The sequence below is a fragment of the Bifidobacterium sp. LH_419 genome (assembly GCF_056356955.1).
Genome location: NZ_JBKEVG010000003.1, coordinates 1 through 20,632 on the forward strand (window position 1 = coordinate 1; position 20,632 = coordinate 20,632).

5 protein-coding genes are annotated in these 20,632 nt (G+C 66.7%); 3 read left to right on the forward strand and 2 right to left on the reverse strand.

The annotated features are described in order from the left end of the window. Positions 1-271: 271 nt before the first annotated feature. A complete protein-coding gene (locus tag AC1AYX_RS03535; protein ID WP_476502210.1) occupies positions 272-1,369 on the reverse strand; it encodes a LacI family DNA-binding transcriptional regulator in 1,098 nt (365 codons plus the stop codon). A gap of 325 nt (positions 1,370-1,694) precedes the next feature. On the opposite strand from AC1AYX_RS03535, the gene AC1AYX_RS03540 reads away from it, so the two are divergent. Together AC1AYX_RS03540 and AC1AYX_RS03545 are read left to right on the forward strand one after the other, a co-directional pair. Further along, on the forward strand, positions 1,695-5,195 hold the full coding sequence (locus AC1AYX_RS03540; protein WP_476502211.1) for an immunoglobulin-like domain-containing protein: 3,501 nt from the start codon (positions 1,695-1,697) through the stop codon (positions 5,193-5,195). A gap of 284 nt (positions 5,196-5,479) precedes the next feature. Beyond that, entirely contained in the window at positions 5,480-13,966 is an 8,487-nt protein-coding gene (locus AC1AYX_RS03545) for a glycosyl hydrolase family 95 catalytic domain-containing protein (protein ID WP_476502212.1), read from the forward strand. 214 nt (positions 13,967-14,180) lie between these two features. Here AC1AYX_RS03545 and AC1AYX_RS03550 read toward each other — a convergent pair whose 3' ends face one another. Then, complete coding sequence (locus AC1AYX_RS03550; protein WP_476502213.1) at positions 14,181-15,395, reverse strand: LacI family DNA-binding transcriptional regulator; 1,215 nt, start codon at positions 15,393-15,395, stop codon at positions 14,181-14,183. 212 nt (positions 15,396-15,607) lie between these two features. On the opposite strand from AC1AYX_RS03550, the gene AC1AYX_RS03555 reads away from it, so the two are divergent. Further along, a complete protein-coding gene (locus AC1AYX_RS03555) occupies positions 15,608-20,554 on the forward strand; it encodes a LamG-like jellyroll fold domain-containing protein (RefSeq protein ID WP_476502214.1) in 4,947 nt (1,648 codons plus the stop codon). The last annotated feature ends 78 nt before the right edge of the window (positions 20,555-20,632 follow it).

The following is a 20,632-nucleotide window of genomic DNA, read 5'->3' on the forward strand; positions in this document are numbered from 1 at the left end:
TCCCGGCGACAACACCCCCCGGATCATCAACGACAGGGCAGGAAAGCCATACCGGAACCGGCGACCCGGCCCCGACCACCGGGACCTACCAAACATGGTAATGGGCGCAGGGAAACGGCCATGCGCGAAGCGCATGTCAATCCCAATCCCTTGCTCCCCTTTCAGGGGGGAGCTGGCCGGCCGTAGGCCGGACTGAGGGGGTCTCTCCCCCAGTCAGCCTGCGGCTGACAGCCCCCTCGTCAGAGGGGGCCGATTCTCAGACACCGCCTCATCACGCGGATTCGCGAATCACCAGGGTGGTGGGGACTGGGGTGGGGCCTTCCGGGGCCTGTCCGTTGATCGCGGCGATGAGGGTTTCGGACATCGTGGCGCCGAATCGTGCGAGATCCTGGTCGACGGTGGTGATCGCCGGGTCGCAGGTGCGCGAGATCTCGGCGTTGTCGAATCCGGTGACGGCGATGTCGTCGGGCACGCGGTACCCGTCCTCCTGCAGGTGGCGGATGACGCCGGCCGCGAGCGGGTCGTTGGCGGCGACGATGCCGTCGACGCCAACGCCGCCGTGCCCGTCGTCATTCCGGCTTTCGTCTCGTCCGTCGCCGTGGTTTCCGGACAACAGGGGACGCAGTTCCTCCCACGCCGCTTCGGCGCCGTCCAGACTCCAGTCCGCGGCGTGCGTCACCGCGACCTCGACGGCGTCGTCCGTCTCGGCGACCGCGTCGCGGAATCCCTGCAGACGTTGGCGTGCGAAGCGGATCGTCTCCGGCCCGGAGACGTAGACGAGCCGCCTCCTCCCGCGCTTCAGCTGGTAGCGGGTGACGTCGCGCATGGCCGCGCGGTTGTCGTTGACGACGGCGTGGACGTTCGGCGAGTGGATGTTCCAGTCGCCGGCGGTGACGACCGGTGACGGTCCCTGCGCGAACGTGTCGAGCAGCGGGTCGTCGCCGTTGCCGGGAAAGTACAGATAGCCGTCCGCGAACCGTTCGTCGACGAGCCGCCCGAGTCGTTTCGCCGCGTTGGCGTCGTTCACGGTCATGCACAGCATCTGGTAGTCGTGGTCCGCGGCGGCGGCGGTCGCGGCCGCGTAGTGCCGGCTCAGTCCGGGGTCCTGCGTGATGAGCGAGAGTTCGCCGCGGATGACGTAGAGCAGCACGTGGGTGCGTTGCGTGGCGAGCGATCGCGCCGTGCGGTTCGGCGTGAAGCGCAGGTCGCTCATCGCCTTGACGATCCGGTCCGCGGTCGCCTTGGACACGTAGCCGCGTTTGTTGATGTAGCGCGACACCGTCGTCTTGGTGACGCCGGCCGCCGCGGCGACGTCGGCGATGGTGGCGCGGCGGCCGGTCCCGCGGTCGTGGTCGGTGATGGTGCTCATGTGTGTTTGCGTTCCCGTGTGGAGTGGTTCCGGTCGGTCGATGATGCCGCCGGCACCGCATTTCGACTGTCCACAGTAGCGTCCGCCCTGTCCGTTTCGGATGGCGGCGGGTAGGTCGACACGTCGACGATGTCAATATGTTACCGGTTGCACACGAGGTATGTTACCATAAGTAACCGGTAACACAATCGTGGTTGCGTGAGCCGTTCGCCGTCGGTGTTGCAGGCGTATTCGGCGCAATGAATGAACGATGACGATTGAGTTTTCCGCACAAAGAAATGTTTGCGCTATCAATGATGACGCAGATTCAAGGAGGAAAGACAGGATGAGGATAGCCCGTAAGATCGCGGCGATCGCCGCAGGGGCGGCGACCATGGTGGCGTGCGCATTGCCGACCGCCGCCACTGCCGCCGAAACGCAGACCATCACCCCGAACCCGTGGTACCAGTCCGACACCTTCAAGGGCTGGGGCACGTCGCTGGCGTGGTACGCCAACGCGACCGGCCACTACGCGCTGAGCGACAACGCGCAGGCCAAGCAGCTCGCGAACGACTTCTACGACCTGCTGTTCAGCAAGGACGGCCTCGATCTGCAGACCGTGCGCTACAACATCGGCGGCGGCAACGCCTCCGACACCACCGACTACCTGCGCCAGGGCGCGGCCGTCGAAGGCTGGTGGAAGGCCAACCCCGAAGGCGACGGCCACAGCGATACGCTCTACGGCGGCACCGCCACCACCTACGCGAACAAGGACGCCATGCTCAAGGCGTGGAACCCGGACGACGACTCGAGCTACGACTTCGACGCCGACCAGTCCCAGCGCTGGTGGCTCCAGAAGCTCACCGACAACAAGCAGGTCGCCAACTGGGAGCTGTTCTCCAACTCCGCGCCCTACTTCATGACCAACTCCGGCTACGTCTCCGGCCACTGGAAGGGCAGCACCGACGACCAGCTCGCCGGCGACGGCACCGAAGCGGCCGACTCCGACACCAACGCCACCGTCAAGTTCGCCAAGTACCTCGCCCGCGTCGCCAAGTACCTCAAGGACACCTACGGCATCACGCCCGACACCGTCGAGCCGCTCAACGAGCCGAACGACTGCACCAACTGCTGGATCACGCAGGGCAGTGCCTCCAACCCGAGCGGCCGTCAGGAAGGCATGTCCGTCAAGTCCAGCCAGCAGACCTACCTCATCAAGGCGCTGCGCGAGGCGATGGACGCCCAGGGACTCACCGCCACCACCGACGGCAAGCAGCTCGTCTCCGCGATGGACGCCTCCAACTCGGTGAACTTCCAGCGTGAGATCTCCGGCTCCATCGACAACGGCAACGGCTACCTGAAGAACACCTCGAACTGGGACACCGAGCTCGGCCAGTTCAACACCCACGGCTACGGCGACCAGACCTACGCCCAGTGGATCCGCGACTTCGCCAAGTCCACCGGCAAGCCGCTCATGATGAGCGAGTTCGAAGGCGACCTCGGTTCCGGCGGATTCGACCCGTACAGCTTCGAGCGCGCCCTCAACTTCGCCGCCCAGGTCAACACGCAGATGCGCAACTACGAGCCGAACTCGTGGGTGCTGTGGCAGCCCGTCGAGGACTACTACAACATGGAGCAGGACAAGGCCCACGGCGGCGAGAACCTCAACTGGGGCTCCATCTACATCGACTTCGACTGCCAGACCTACACCAAGGAGAACGGCCAGTCCGTCTTCGCTTCCAAGCGCCGCGTGAACAACCTGTACGGCGGCGTGAACGCCGACGGCAAGGTCGCGAACGACGTGCCCGCCTGCACCACGCAGACCAACTCCAAGTTCAACGTGTTCAAGAACTACACGCGCTTCATCCAGGCCGGCGACCACGTGATCGCCACCGACAGCAACGACGCGACCGCCGCCGTGCGCTCCTCCGACAAGAGCCTGCGCCTCGTCGTCTCCAACACGTCCGGCTCCGCGCGCGCCACCACCGTCAACCTTGCCGGCTTCGGCGCGATCGACGCGAACGCCGTCGCCAAGACCTACGCGACCACCGCGGCCGACAAGTCCGGCGGCGACCCGACCTCCAACACGCTCGTGCACGACGACGCGAACGACGTGGCCGTCGACGCGGCGTCCAAGTCCGTCACCGTGAACGTGCCCGCCAAGTCCGTCACCACGATCGTCGTGACCGGCGTCTCCGGCGTCTCCACCGACGCCGTGCAGATCAAGGACGGCGCGTCCTACCCGCTGATGGACAAGAACGGCAACCGCGCGCTCACCGCGGCCTCCGACGGCACCCTGAGCCTCAAGCAGCGTTCCGACGATCTCGCGGACCAGCAGACCTTCACCTTCACCCAGGTGCCCGCCTCCACCTCCCGCCCGTCCGACCGCGCCTACGTCATCAGCACGAAGGACGGCAAGGTGCTCACCGCACAGGGCGACGATCCGACCAGCGGCGACACCGCGGCCGTGACACTCGCCGACAAGACCGTCGACGCCGCGAAGAGCGACCCGTCGGCTGTGTGGATTCTCAACTCCGAGGACGGCGCCACCTTCGGTCTGCTCAACAAGAAGACCGTGAAGACCCTCGACCTCGACGGCGTGAAGGCCGTGGCCAAGCGCTCCACCAGCGCCGGCAGCCAGGCCTGGCGTCTCACCGAAGCGCCCGAGGATCCGAACTGCCCGACCGTCAAGAGCCCGTGGTCCGCGACCACGATGGGCAATGACGCCGGCACCGTCTGCCAGACCTCCACGACCGCCAAGGACTACGGCTTCGCCATCACCGACGGCGCGAACGGCGGCGCATGGACCAACAAGAACGAGTACACCGCCGCCTACCGCGCCGATGCGCTCAAGACCGGCGACTCCCTCACCGCCACCGTCTCAGGCTTCGACGCCGGCGGCAACTCCGACGCCCGCGCCGGCATCGTCGTGCGCAACGATCTGTCCGCCGACGGCCAGAACTCCGCCAAGGGCTACGCTTTCCTGCTGCTGAGCAAGAACGGCCTGTTCTGGCAGAACGACACCGACGGCAACGGCTACATCGACTGGGAGGCAGGCGACAAGAACACGGCCGTCACCTCCGAGACCGTGAGCGGCGGCACCCCGGTAACCATCCGCGTGACCCGCAAGGACGCCAACACCCTGGAGGGCTTCTACAAGGCCGCCGACGGCACGTTCGTCAGCGTCGGCACCGTCGCCGTGCAGGGCGCGGACGACGCGCTCGACACGGGCGTCGTCGCCGAGGCCAACAACGGCAAGGCCGGCGCCACGATGACCTACACCGGCGTCGACCTGTCCAGCGACAAGGAAGCACCGAAAGACACCACCAAGCCGGTCATCTCCGGCGTGGATGACGTGACGCTCGACTACGGCGCCTCCTTCGACCCGATGGCCGGCGTGACCGCCACCGATGACGTCGACGGCGACCTGACGGGCCAGATCACCGTGCAGGGCACGGTCGACACCTCCAAGGCCGGCGACTACACGCTGACCTACACGGTCTCCGACAAGTCCGGCAACACGGCCACCGTCACCCGCACGGTGACGGTCAAGGAGAAGGCCGTGCCGGATCCGGACAACCCCGGCAACCCGACCGACCCGGACAACCCCGGCAACCCGTCGAACCCGTCCGAACCGTCCAAACCGAACCCGTCGCAGCCTTCCCAGCCGTCCGGCAGCGGCAACGGCAGCGGAACGCTCACCGGCGGCAAGAACCAGTCCAACGACTCCGGCACGAAGAAGCACCTGTCCGCCACGGGCAGCGCCGTGCTGCCGGTCCTCGGACTCTCCATCGTGTCGCTGATCGCGGGCGCCTCCCTCCTCCTTAGGGCGAAGCGCGAACAGTGACAATCCCGTCGCGCGCGAGGTTCTTCCTTCGCGTCGCGCGCGGCGCTCCTTCCGTTGGCGGCGGTTTCCTTCCCGCCGCCAACGCTCCTTTTTCCCGTCCTCTCGCTTGACGTGTATGCCGTGTCACGTAGCGGTTGTAACCGATCACAAAGTGTTCTATAATCTGACATGTAACCGGTGACACGGTGTGGTGGCACATATTGCGTCAAGAGCCGCTTCGAGAGCTGTGATGTCTCGTTGCGGCTGACGGGTTGCATTCACAGGAAGAAAGACAAGGACAATCAATGAAGAAGATACCCATCGGGAAACTCGCGCGCCGCGCGGTGGCGGCCGTCGTCGCCGCCGGCATGGCGGTCACGCTCATGCCGTTCGCGGCGAGCGCGGCCACCGCCGCCGAAACCGACGCGGCGGCGCAACCGGCCGCCTCCGTCGAGAAATACGCCTCGCAGAAGGACCTGCGCGACCAGGTCAACTTCAACCGCGGATGGAAGTTCATCCGTCAGGACGTCACCGGCGCGCAGGCCGCCGGCTACGACGATTCGGAATGGACCGACGTGGCCCTGCCGCACGACTTCGACATGCCCTACGAGGTGGGCGGCGACAACGGCGGCCAGAACTGGTACGTCGGCTACGGCTGGTACCGCAAGGCGTTCCAGGTGACCGACGACTGGCTCGCGAACGGCCGCCAGGTCGAGATCGAATTCGAAGGCGTGTTCCAGGTCGCCGACGTGTACGTGAACGGCCAGAAGGTCGGCACGCACGAAGGCGGCTACTCCGGCTTCGCCTACGACCTCACCAAGTACCTGAAAGCCGGCACGAACGAGATCGCCGTGCGCGTCAACAACATCTGGCAGCAGGACCTCACGCCGCGTGCGGGCGATCACCAGTTCAGCGGCGGCATCTACCGCGACGTGTACCTGCGCCTCACCTCCCCCGTGCACGTGGCCCGCTACGGCACGTTCGTCACGGCCCCGGCGCTGACCAACCCGGAGTTCGATTCGAGCGCGCAGAACATCGACTTCAGCCGCTATCCGAACGACGATGCGCTCGCCGCCAACCTCAAGGCGAAGCGCTCCAACCTGAGCGTCGCCACCGACGTGACCAACGCCGCGGCCAAGGACCAGTACGTGCAGGTCAGGCAGGAGCTGGTGGACGCCAAGGGCAAGACCGTCGCGACCAAGGACGGCCAGGACGCCTTCTACTCCAAGGTGACCAAGATCGAGGCCGGCAAGACCGCCACCCTCGACGCGACGAGCGGCGGGCTCGGCGACACCGGCAAGATGTACGACGGCCTGGACCTGTGGGATACCGAGAACCCGAACCTGTACACCGTGAAGACCACCGTGGTCGCCGGCGACAGCGAGAAGCTCGACGACGCCGCGACCGTCGACGAGTACGAGACCAGCTTCGGCTTCCGCACCGCGCAATGGAAGAACGACGGCTTCTACCTCAACGGCAAGAAGACGCTGCTCAACGGCGCCAACGTCCATCAGGACCACGGCGGCTGGGCCAACGCCGTCACCGATGCCGGCTTCGAACGCGACGTGAAGATGATCAAGGAAGCCGGCATGAACTTCATCCGCGGCTCCCACTACCCGCATGACGTGGCGTTCGCCGAGGCGTGCGACCGCCTCGGCGTCCTGTTCTGGTCCGAGAACGTGTTCTGGGGCATGGGCGGCCAGGCCGGCAAGAACGACGACCCGTCCGGCCAGGCCAGCGACTGGCTGCGCGACGCCTACCCGCAGAACGCCGCCGACCAGGACTCCTTCGACCAGAGCGTGCTCGACGCGATGCAGGAGATGATCCTCGAGAACCGCAACTCCCCGTCCGTGATCAGCTGGTCCGCCGGCAACGAGGTGTTCTTCACCTCCGACGCCACCCAGCAGCGCGCCAAGGAACTGGTGAACAAGGAACGCAACCTCGCCCACCAGCTCGACCCGACCCGCAAGACCGGCATGGGCGGCGCGCAGCGCCAAGGCTACGACCAGCTCTCCGTGGCCGACGTCGCCGGCTACAACGGCGACGGCGGACGCATCTGCGGCGGCGGCCAGTGCCCGAACACGTGGATGCCGAACATGGTCGCCGAATACGGTTCCCCGACCATCGATCGCCCGGGCGCCGTCGTCAACGACAAGGCCCAGTACAAGCCCGGCACGTCCGTCTACGGCGAACTCGACAAGGACAACGACGGCAAGTACACGCTCACCAAGAACAGCGCGGGCCTCGCCCTGTGGGCCGGCTTCGACCACGGCACCGTCGGCGGCAAGGACCTCGCCAAGATGGGCATGATCGACTACTTCCGCGTGCCGAAGAACCTGTGGTACTGGTACCGCGAGAACCAGGGCGACGGCTCCAAGCCGGAAGTCTCCAAGTCCGGCACCGCCACGCACATGGAGATCGCCGAATCCGCCGACTCCCCCAAGACCCTGACCAACGACGGCAAGACCGACGCGCAGATCATCGTCACGATGAAGGACGCCAACGGCGACTGGGTCTCCGACAACCGTGAGGTGACCCTTAAGGTCACCGACGGCCCCGGCGTGCTCGCCGGCGGCAAGACCTACAAGTTCACCAAGAACGTCTCGATGAAGGACGGCAAGGCCGCCATCGAGTTCCGCTCCTACTACTCCGGCACCACCACGCTGACCGCTTCCGCGGAAGGCCTGCCTGACGCCACGTTCCAGATCACCACGAAGGACGTGACCGGCGGCAACGAAGGCACCGAGCCGAAGAACTTCTACGAGGCCGGCCAGTGGGCCACCGCGGGTCTGAAGATCCCCGAGCCGATGGCCTACGGCGACACCAACAAGGCGCTCAACCGCCCGACCAGCCCGACCAGCTCCGAGGCCGGCCATGAGGGCGCGCTCGGCGCCGACGGCGACGAGAACACCCAATGGATCGCGGGTACCGCCGGCTCCGGCCAGGCGTTCGTCCTGTCCACCGAATTCGCCCAGTACGTGTACAAGATCCGCCTCGGATTCGGCGACAAGACCCCGTACCCGTACACGCTGTCCGTGCAGAACGACAAGGGCGAATGGGTGAAGGTCTCCTCGTACACCGCCGACACCGTCGCCTCCCGCCCCGCCGAGGAGAACGTCGGCGGCCTGTACACCGGCGCCGTCAAGGTGGAGTTCACCGACGTGCCGGACGGCGAGCACGCGTTCCTCAACGAGCTCGAGGTCTACGGCAACGACCAGGCGCAGGCCCCGCAGTACGCCGAGGACGGCGCCTACCTCGCCGACCTCGTCGCCGGCGGCAAGCAGGTGACGATCGGCGGCGTGAGCTACGCCAAGGGCGTCGCGCAGGGCGCGAACGCCAGCACCGAAGCCAAGGCCGACGGCAAGTACAGCCGCGTGCTCGGCGTCGCCGGACTCGACTCCTCCGTCACCTCCGGCTCCGCCACGTTCACGATCAAGGCCGACGGCGTGACCGTCTGGGAGCGCCAGCTCGCAGCGGGCCAGAAGGCCGACTTCGACGTGTCCGTGAGCACGGCGAAGAAGATCGAATTCTCCACGTCGGACGCGCCCTCCACCGTCACCGCGGACTGGGGCGACGTGCGCCTCCTCGGCGCCCTGCGTTCCATCACCGCGCCCGGCTCTTCGCTCGGCGTGCGGTTCGCCGGCGTGACCGCGCAGCTCACCGGCGGCACCCCGTACCGCGCGGCCGTGCGCCTCACCAACTCCGGCGACGCCGCCGTCAATGCGAAGGTCGTGCTGACCGTGAAGCGCGCCTCCGATGATTCCGTGGTCTCCACGGGTGCCGCCACCGCGTTCGTCGCGCCCGGCGCCACGCAGGACGCCGACGTGAGCGTCCCGGTCGACAGCGCCGAAGGCCTCACCGCCACCATCCAGGTGGTCGACGCCGCCTCCGGCGACGCCCTCAGCAAGGAGGCGGTCATCGGAACGTCCGACACGACCGCCCAGGCCGAGGAGACGGTGAACGTCGCCGCCGACTCGACGCTGCAGGCGTGGAAGACCGAGAAGACGCAGAACTTCTCCGGCAAGACCTACGTCGGCGCGATGCTGCCCTCCGGCTACGACTCGCTCGGCGAAGGCTTCAAGTCCACCGACACGAACGACGGCACCGACGCGAAGATGGGCCTGCTGCGCTTCGACCTCACGAAGTACCAGGGCAACGCGCCCAAGTCCGCGAAGATCGACCTGACCTACATCGGGTACAAGGGCTCCTTCGCCGCCACCGATACCGACACGGTCAAGGTCACCGCCATCGACCCGTCCAAGTGCACCAACGGCGCCTCCTGCGCCGTCGAGGACGCGACCTGGGCTAACCGCCCCGACTTCGACGCCACCGCGGAAGGCACGGTCGTCGTCGAATCCGAACCGTTCGCACTCGGCGGCTACAAGCTCGCCGGCACGGACAAGGACATGAAGATCACCGGCACCAAGGTGAGCGTCGACGTCACCGATATCGTGGCGCAGGCGATCGCCGCCGGCAAGACCTCCGTGACGTTCGCGATGAACGAGACCAAGGGCGCCGACGTGCGCTTCGTCAGCTCCGAAGGCGCGCACGGCGGCATGACCAACGCCAAGGCCGACATGGCTCCGGTGATGACCGTCACCGTGGACCGCAAGACCGAGCCCGGCGTCGCGCTCGCCGGCCTCGCCGTCACCGCGCCGGCGAAGACCGACTACCGCAAGGGCGACGTGTTCGACGCCACCGGCATGACGGTGAAGGCCGTCTACTCCGACGGCTCCGAGCAGGAGCTCAACGCCGACCAGTACGGCTACGAGTTCTCCCCCGCGCTCGTCGACGGCGGCCACTTCGCCAAGGCCGGCACGTACATGCTGACCGTCACCGAGAAGGTGAGCGCCGCCAGCCCGAAGACCGCCACGCTGACCTTCACCGTGCCCGACGAGGGCGCCGACTACGTCTACGTCACCGGCATCGCGGTGGACAAGCAGCCCACCAAGACGAAGTACCAGTTCGGCAAGAACGAGCAGTTCTCCGCCGACGGCCTCGTCGTCGTCAAGACGATGTCCGACGGCTCCAAGGTCGCGCTCGCCGCCTCCGACTACACGCTGGAGGGCGCCGATTTCGACACCAACGGCGTGGGCGCGCACGTCATCACCGTCCGCTACGGCGACTACACCGCCGCGTTCACCGTGTACGTGGTCTCCGATGCCACCGGCGGCGACGACGGCGACACCTCCAAGGACGACCTGCTCTGGTACAACCAGCCCGCCTCCAAGACCGAATTCCGCCAGCTCACCGGTGGCCATGGCTTCACCTGGTGTTTCATGTCGAACTGCGACACCGACCAGGTGTGGCAGCAGGCCACGCTGCCGATCGGCAACGGCCGCATCGGCGGCACCGTCTACGGCGAAGTCGGCAAGGAGCACGTCGTCTTCAACGAGGAGACGCTGTGGACCGGCGGTCCCGGCTCCTCCGCGAACTACAACGGCGGCAATATCGAGTCCAAGGGCAAGAACGGTGCCACGCTGCGCAACCTCAACAAGAAGCTGCAGCAGGGCGGCACGCTCAGCCAGGGTGAGGTCAACGGCCTCGTCGGCGGCACAGACGACGCGGCGCACGGCGGCTACCAGACCTGGGGCGACCTGACCATCGACTACGGCTTCGGCGACGACGCCCAGTACTCGGACTACAAGCGCGACCTGAACCTCTCCAAGGGCAAGGCCGACGTGACGTTCAAGCATGACGGCGTCACCTACACGCGCGAATACCTCGCGTCCAACCCGGACAACGTGATGGTCGTGCGCCTGAAGGCCAGCGAGGCCGGCAAGCTCAACCTGAACGTCGCGATGCCGACGTACAAGAACGTCACCAAGGACGGGGAGAAGACGGTCGTCAAGGGCGATACGCTCACCACGTCCGGCGCGCTGAAGAACAACGGCCTGCGCTACGATTCGCAGATCAAGGCCGTGCTCGAGGACGGCTCCGTCGCCGCGGGCGACGACGACGCCTCGCTCAAGATCTCCGACGCGACCACCGTGACCCTGTACATCGCGGCGGCCACCGACTACAAGCAGGTCTACCCGACGTACCGCACCGGAGAGACGGCCGAGGCGCTCGCCAAGCGAGTGGCCGAGACCGTCACGAAGGCCGCGAACAAGGGCTACGGCAAGGTCAAGGACGCGTCCGTCAAGGACCACGCCGCCCTGTACGACCGCGTGAAGCTGAACCTCGGCCAGGCCATCCAGGACGAACCGACCGACCAGCTGCTCGCCAAGTACACCGACGGCTCCGCCACCGACGCGCAGAAGCGCGAGATCGAGACGCTGCTGTACCAGTACGGCCGCTACCTGACCATCGGCTCCTCCCGCGAGAACAGCCAGCTGCCCAGCAACCTGCAGGGCATCTGGGCCGCCCGCGGCGCCGACAAGGCCTACCAGAGCGGCAACAACCCGTGGAACTCCGACTTCCACCTCAACGTGAACCTGCAGATGAACTACTGGCCCACCTATTCGAGCAACCTCGCCGAATCGGCCACGCCGCTCATCGCCTACGCCAAGGGACTCGTCGAGCCCGGCCGTGTGACCGCGAAGATCTACGCGGGCGCCGAGACCAAGGCCGGAACCCCGATCGGCGAAGGCAACGGATTCATGGTGCACACGGAGAACACCCCGTACGGCTGGACCACGCCGGGCGCCGCCTTCTCGTGGGGCTGGTCGCCGGCCGTCATGCCGTGGCTGCTGCAGAACGTGTACGAGGAATACGAGTACACGGGCGACAAGGCGTCCCTCGAACAGGACATCTACCCGCTGCTCAAGGAGGAGTCGAACTTCTACGTCAACTCCATGCTGCACGAGGCGTACCTGAAGGACAAGGACGGCAAGACCCGCCTCACCACCGGTGTGGCGTACTCGCCGGAACAGGGTCCGCAGGGCACCGACGGCAACACCTATGAGAGCTCGCTCGTCTGGCAGATGCTCAACGACGTGATCGAATCCGCCGAGACCCTCGGCAAGGACGAGAAGCTCGTCGGCGACACCACCGCCTGCGCCACCGCCAACTGGGCGAAGGACGACGACGGCAACTTCACCGACAAGAACGCCAACCGTTCGTGGAGCTGCGCCAAGAGCCTCCTCAAGCCGATCGAGATCGGCGACGACGGCCAGATTAAGGAGTGGTACAACGAAGGCAAGCTAGGCCACGACAAGGACGGCAACGCCATCCCCAGCTACCAGCAGAACCACCGCCACATGTCCCACCTGCTCGGCCTCTACCCCGGCGACCTGATCACCATCGACAACCCGGAGTACATGGAGGCCGCCAAGGTCTCGATGAACGACCGCGGCGACGTGGCGACCGGCTGGGGCCGTGCGCAGCGCATCAACGCGTGGGCGCGCACCGGCGACGGCGACCGCGCGTACAAGATCCTCGGCGAGCTCATCGCGCAAGGCATGTACGCGAACCTGTTCGACGCGCACCCGCCGTTCCAGATCGACGGCAACTTCGGCTACACCGCCGGTGTGGACGAGATGCTCCTGCAGTCCAACTCCACGTTCACCGCGAAGGACGGCACGAAGTACGCGAACTACACCAACATCCTGCCGGCCCTGCCGTCCAGCTGGGCGACCGGTTCGGTGGACGGTCTGGTGGCCCGCGGCAACTTCACCGTGAGCACCTCCTGGAAGGACGGCAAGACCACCGCGGTCACGCTCGTCTCCAACAAGGGCAACCAGGCCGCGGTGAAGCTCACCAAGGGCGACGCCTCCGCCGTGGTCGTGCGCGACGGCGACGGCAAGCTGGTCAAGTCCAAGGTCGTCGAGAACAAGGATGGCGCCAAGTTGGTCGTGTTCGCGACCAAGGCGGGTGCCACCTACACGATCGGCGAAGGCACGATCGCCGCGCCGGGCGCCCCGGCCGACCTGACCGCCGCCGAAGTCGGCAAGACCTCGGTCAAGCTCACCTGGAACGCCTCCGTCTCCGAAGCGGGCGTCGCCAAGTACCTCGTGAGCGTCGACGGCAAGCAGGTCGCCGAAGTGGACGGCACCACCACCGAGTACACGGCCACCGGCCTGACCGCCGGCACCGAGTACACGTTCCAGGTGACCGCCGTCGACACCCTCGGCGTGAGCTCCGATCCTGCCTCGATCAAGGTCACTACCGCCGCCGAATCCACGGTGGACAAGTCCGCGCTGACCGCGCTCATCGATTCGACCGCCGGCCTCGTCGAGACCGACTACACCGCCGAATCGTGGACGGCGTTGCAGACCGCGCTCACCGCGGCCCGCACGGTGCATGACGACGCCAAGGCCACGCAGGCCCAGGTCGACGCCGCCGCCAAGGCGCTGGACGCCGCGATCAAGGCGCTCAAGCGCGTGGATTCCGGCAAGCCCGATCAGCCCGGCAAGCCCGACCAGCCCGATCAGCCCGGCAAGCCTGACCAGCCCGACCAGCCCGGTACCCCGGGCCAGACCAACCACACGATCACTCTTGACCCGGTGGAGGTCGAAACCGGCAAGACGGCGACGATCGACGAACCGAAGAACGTCGACGGCTACACGGCCCGCGAGATCGCCAAGGCGGCCTCGCTCGGCACGGTCACGTTCAGGCACGGCGCGCTCGCGTACCGTGCCGGCGACAAGGCCGGCGACGACTCCTTCACCCTGCGCTACACGATGAAGGACGGCACCACGATCGACGTGGTCTACCGGGTGCGCGTCAAGGCCCCGCTCTCCGCGACCGGCACCTCGGTCACGGCCGTCATCCTGGCGATGTTCCTCCTCGCCGGCGCCGGAGTCACGATCCAGTTCACGCGCAGGAAGGAGGGACGCCACGTCGCGTGAGTGATTGAGTGATGCGGCGGATACCCCCTCAGTCGCGCTTTGCGCGACAGCTCCCCCTGAAGGGGGCGCAAGGGAGACGGTCATGCGCGAAGCGCATGTCGATTCTTTGCTCCCCCTGTGAGGGGGAGCTGGCCGGCCGCAGGCCGGACTGAGGGGGTATCCGCCGTCAGACGGACAATCGTATCGGCCTGCTGCCGATTCTCAGACGCCGCTCTCACGCGGAATCGCGGATCACCAGGTCGGTGGGGAGGACGACGGTGTCTCCCGGCTTCACGCCGGAATCCCCGAAACGCCCGGAATCACCCGGACCGCACTTGCCGCTTTTCCCGCGGATCTCGTCGATCACCAAGCCCGCCATCACCCATCCGCGGCGTTCCATGTGCTGGTCGATGGTGGTGAGCTGCGGCGTGACCGACGTGGCCGCCGAACTGTTGTCGAACCCGGAGACCGCGATGTCGCCGGGAACGTCGTAACCCAGTCGCTGCAGCTCCTCGACCGCGCCCGCGGCGAGCGTATCGTTCGCGCAGATGACGGCGTCGCGCGTGGCGAGCGTGCCGTCGGCCGCCCACGCGCGGACGGCGGCGACGGCGCTCGCCGGCCGCCAGTCCGCCGCGTAGTGGATGGGCAGCGCGTCGGCGACGTCCGGCAGCAGTTCGCGCGTGACGTCGCGGAACGCGGTGAGGCGTTCCGGCGCGCCCGGCATGTTCATCGGTCCGCAGATGTAGGCGGGTCGCGTGCGGCGCAACGCCGCCGCCGCGCCGCCGCTCGCGCTTCCCGTGAGCACGTACCGGATGAGCCGGGCCATCGCACCGGTGTTGTCGACGTCCACCGACGTGCACTGGATCGGCCGCGTGTATCCGGTGCCGGAGATCACGGCGGGCGTCGAGCGGCGCATGAACATCTCCAGCAGCGGATCGTCGTCCTCCATCGTGTACAGCAGATAGCCGTCCGCAAAACCGCCGCCCACGAGACGTTCGATGTTGGCGCGCGATTCGTCGTTCTCGCTCATCAGTGTGACCATCTGCCATCCCTCGTGCGTGATGCGCGCGTTGGCGCTGGCGATGATGCGCATGATGTTCGGATCGGAGACGATGTCTTCCGAGACGGCGTGGATGATGAGCGCGACGAGCTGCGTGCGCTTCTGCGCGAGCGTGCGTGCGGCGGAACTCGGCGAATAGTCGATGTCGCGGATGGCCTGTTCGATGCGTTCCGCGGTCTTCTTGGCGACGCCGGCGCGGCCGTTGAGATAGCGCGAGACGGTCGCGTACGAGGTGCCGGCGCGCTTGGCGACGTCGTAGATGGTGGGACGGTGGCCGGAGTCGGCTGCGATGGGTTTGGTCGTGGTTGTGGTGGGTTCGGTTTCGGTTTTGGTGGAAGTGGGTTCGCTGGGAGTGGTTCCGCGTGTATCGTACTGCTGCTCGCGGGTCATGGATGTCCTTTGCACAATGGTTCGGCAGTTCCGTGGTCGATGGTAGGGGGCGGCATGCCCAGGTGGTCATGGAAACCCTTTTCGTGATTTTCGACATACGGATGGTGAGCGCTTACATCATCGTGTATGATGGCGTTGTAACCGGTCACAGGGAGGTGTGTCCGGGAAGGGGTCGACGTGATGACCTCGGACAAGGAAGACTAAGGAGAGCAATGAAGCGACAGACAACAACCGACGCCGTTCCGACGGCGTCGAAGCGTCCGTTCGTGCGGCGCGCCATCGCGGCCGTCGCATCCGCCGCCATGCTGCTGACGATCGTGCCATTGGCCGCGCAGACCGCGGTGGCCGACGAACCGTCGTACAGCGACAACGGCACCATCCACACGTACGCGCCCACCGGCGCGGGCACCGACGTGCTCGGCAACAAGACCGACAGCCCCGACGTGGCCTCGGACAAGTACCAGGTGAGCGTCAACGGCACCGACGTGGAGGCCGTGCAGTACACGGCCAAGGGCCACAACTTCGACATCGCGCGATTCGCGTCCAGCTCGCGCACGCCGGTCGTCAAGGTCACGATGATCGACGGCGAGACCATCGACAAGGTCAACATCTACCCGGAGCACTACTACGAAGGCAAGTACGAGGTCAGCGCCGACAAGAAGACCCTGACCTTCAAGATGGAGCAGAGCCTGATCTCCGCGATGGTCATGATCAACAGCGGCGACCAGGTCAATGCCAAGGGCCAGCCGTACCTCGCGCTCATCAATGACACCATCGAGGACAAGACCGCCGCGCCGAGCGACGCCGAAGGCACCAGCGCCGACGAGAAGGCGTGGGGCTACAACGAGGCCACCGGCGTGCTCAACTTCAAGACCTTCGCCAAGAAGTACCTGGAGTCCGAGGCCGGCGCCAAGCTGCCCGACGGCGAGACCACGGTGAAGAAGCAGGAGGCCATCAAGGCCCACGCCACCTCGCTGTACAACGACGGTGCGGGCGCCACGGTCGGCGGCCAGAAGGTCACCGGCATGACCTCCGACGGCCAGATCGTCGACCCCTCCAAGACGCAGGTCGGCTACCCCGACCAGCGCAGGATGAGCGACGACGACGCCACCTACGCGCTGCAGGCCGCGTTCGACTTCATCGAGAACAAGGGCGCCACGCTCAACACCCTGTACTTCCCGAACGGCACCTACACCTACGGCGGCCTCGACGTCAACGGCATCGACGGCGGCAAGGTCAAGGGCGGCACGCTCAAGATCTACGCCGACGAGGGCGCGCTGCTCAAGAACCACGTGCAGCCGTACCGCGAGGCCCAGGAGCCGGCCATCGGCATCTGGAACTCGAAGCACATCGAGCTCTCCGGCCGCGGTATCTACGACGGCCAGGGCGCCAAGAACTACTCCGACAAGAACGGCAACACCTCCGGCGACAAGAACGACGCCTACAACAGCCAGCACCAGGCCGGTGTCATGGTCGTGCAGTCCAGCGACATCGTCTTCAACGACACGTACATGCGCGGCGCGAAGCAGTGGAACTGGGAGACGCACACCGCCAAGAACGTCACCTTCAACAACATCAAGGGCCTGACCCCGTACGAGATGAGCTGGGGCGACGGCATGGACTTCGCGTCCGGACAGAACCTCACCGTCAACGGCGCCGTGACCTTCGGCAACGACGACACCTTCGCCTCCGGCCACTACAACCCGGGCCGCTGGTTCCAGCCCGACAAGCCCGACCTGTACAACAAGATGTTCAAGTTCAACACGGACTCCCCCAACATCCAGGGCTATGACAACGCGGTCGGCGGATACGACGCCTTCGTGAAGTCGCACGGCATCGACAACGACTCCTGGGACACCGCGGACAGCCACGACATCACGCTGAACAACACGCTCGGCTGGTCGTTCTCCGGCGGCAACGGCATCCGTCTCGGCCATGAGGCGCACGGCTACCAGCTGCGGAACTACACGTTCAACAACTTCAACTCCCTCGGCTTCAAGGGCGGCGGCCGCGCGGTCACCATCCAGAACCACACCGACATCTACCCGCGCTACGAGAACATCGTCATCAAGGACTCCTCCTTCGACACCTCGCGCGTCGGTACGAACTTCGACATCAACGGCGCCGACGGCTCCAGCAAGGTGACCGTCAAGGCCGCCGACCAGAAGGAGAACGGCTATCGCCCGAACCCCGACGGCAGCGGCGCCGACTACAACGTCGACCGCGAGCCGATCGCCAACGTGACGATCGACAACACGTGGTTCTCCAACGCGAACGCCGGATTCGGACTCAACAACGTCACCAACGCGACCGTCAACGACCTGCACGTGGGCGGCAAGCAGGTGCAGTACAGCAACCAGGCGAAGTTCGCGAAGAACGACTCCGTCGCCAAGCTCGCCTACACGTACACCGACGCGGACGGCAAGACGCAGGACGTCAAGCAGAACACCGTCCCGACGTTCACCTCCCCCGCCGGCGACCTCGTCACGGCGACCGCCGGCCAGAAGCTCGCGTTCGACGTGAAGGCCGACGATCCGGACGTGGCGAACGGCGACAACGTCAAGCTGTCCGTCTCCGATCTGGGCGAACTGGCCGGCGCCGCGTTCGACGCCGCCACCGGCGCGTTCACCTGGACCCCGACCGAGGAGCAGGCCGGCAAGAACTACACGGTCACGTTCACCGCGGCCGACGCCGGCGCCCAGGCGGGCGACTACGACGCGACCGTCAAGACCATCCGCATCCGCGTGGTCTCCGCCAAGTCCGAAGTCAAGTCGGTCGCCTCCACCGCCGACGCCTACGTCGCCTCCTGGAAGACCAACAAGACCACCGACTACAGCGCCAACCCGGGCGGCAAGAACACGGCCGGCTACTTCGCCGTGCGCAACGCCTCCGGCAAGGGTCTGCTCGGCGAGCAGAACAAGAGCACGAACACCGGCGACGGAACCGACGTGAAGATCGGCTTCGTCCAGTTCGACCTCTCCCAGTTCGCCGGCACCACCCCGAGCGCCGCGCAGCTCAAGCTCACGCTGATCGGCCGCCGCTACGACACCGCCAACCGCGCCGACGAGCAGATCACCGTCACCCCGGTGAACGCCGACAAGCGCCTCGACGGCACCGCGTTCGACGGCAAGCTGTCCGGCATGACCTGGAACACCCGCCCCGACTTCAACGCCGCGGAGGACGCGACCACCACGTCCGCCGCGTTCGACAACGGCAACAACGAGGTGCGCAACGACGTGCCCGGATCCGTCGCCGGCACCGAAATCACCGTGGACGTGACCAAGGCCGTGCAGGACGCGATCGCCGCGGGCAAGACCACGCTGCTGCTGGCCGTCGGCGGCAAGAACGCCAACGACGAGCTGTACTTCGTCAACACGAAGGGCGCCGCCGAAGGCATCTACGGCGCGAAGGCCGAGCAGGCCCCGACGCTCGACGTCACCCTGCCCACCGCGCAGCCCACGTCCGACGTGCTCGCCGACTTCACGTTCGACGACCTCAAGGACGGCACGACCGGCTACCTCGATGATTCGTCGTCCGCCGCGACCGCCTCGATCGAAGGCAAGGCCGCGACCGGCACGAACGACTCCGACAACACCACCGCCGCGAAGATCGGCAACGGATTCTGGCTGAACCTCGCCAAGGCCGACGGCACGCCGCTGCTCAAGGGCGCCGACGCGCTGACCGTCACCTTCGACGCGAAGCCCGACTCCGGCAACCCCGGCTGGGCGTTCTACGCCGCGCCGAACGCGAACGCGCCGGTCTACAACAAGTCCGAGCACTACCTCGGCGTCATGGCCAAGCCCGGTTCGGTGACCGTCGAACGCTACAACACCGACGGCAACCGCGACACCCGCGGCAACGCGTCCGGCGACGCGCCCGCCTCCGGCTGGTACAAGGTGGCCGTCACCGTGAGCGACGACTTCACCCGCCTGTACGTCAACGGCAAGCTCGTCAAGGAAAGCACCGACGTCTCCGGCCTGGGCCTGCCCGCCATCCTCGGCGAGGGCGGCGGCATCCTCCAGATCGGCAAGGCGAACTGGGGCTCCGGCGAGTACTACTCCGGTCTGCTCGACAACCTGAAGATCTACAACCGCGCGCTCACCAGCGAGGAGATCGCGGCCGGCCAGGGCGGCGGCGAGACCCCGTCCGACAAGACCGCCCCCGTGTTCTCCGGCGTCGACGACGTGACGCTCGACTACGGCGCCACGTTCGACCCGCTGGCCGGCGTGAAGGCCACGGACGACGTGGACGGCGACGTCACCGCCTCGATCAAGGTGAGCGGCACCGTCGACACCTCCAAGGCCGGCAAGTACACGCTGACCTACACCGTGTCCGACAAGGCCGGCAACGAGGCGAAGGCGACCCGCACGGTCACCGTCAAGGAGAAGCCCGCCGAGCCGGTGACCGTCACGGCCATCGCCGTGGACACCGGCGCGGCCAAGACCGAGTACACGGTCGGCGAGACCTTCTCCGCCGATGGACTCAAGGTCACGAAGACCCTGTCCACCGGTAAGACGGTCGACGTCGCGGCCGGCGAATACACGCTGACCGCCGCCTCCGCCGACGGCACCGCGGTCGACCTGAAGTCCGCGTTCGCCGACTCCCTCGCCGGCGCGACGGTCACCGTGACCGTCACCTACACCGGTGCGGACGCGGCCGAAGGCCTCCAGCCCGCCACCTTCGCCGTGACCGTCAATGCGAAGGACGTCGAGCCCGAGCCGACTCCGGCGACGGATGCTGAGTTCAAGGCCCTCGGCGAGGCGATCGACGCCGCGAAGACGCTGCAGGAGAAGGACTACAAGTCCGGCTGGGATGCGTTCCAGTCCGCGCTTGACGCCGCGGAGAAGGTCTTCGAGAACAAGGCCTCCACCTCCGATCAGGTGAACGGCGCGCTCAAGGCGCTGCAGGACGCGGTCGCGGGTCTGAAGTCCAACGGTACCGGCAACGGCGGCGGCAACACGGGCGACAATGGTGGCAACGGCGGTAATGCCGGTGCCGACACCGGTTCCGCTGTGAAGCCCGGTTCCGCGAAGCCGCAGCAGAAGCCCGCTCAGGGTGGTCTGTCCAACACCGGTGCCGATGTGGCCGTGGTGTTCGCGATCGCTGCCGTGCTGACCCTCGCCGCCGGCGCGGTCCTCGCCCTCAAGCGTCGCGCCTGACAGCGGTACCCCCTCAGTCCGGCAAGCCGGACAGCTCCCCCCTGAAGGGGGAGCAAGGTGATGGAATGCGCTGGGTGC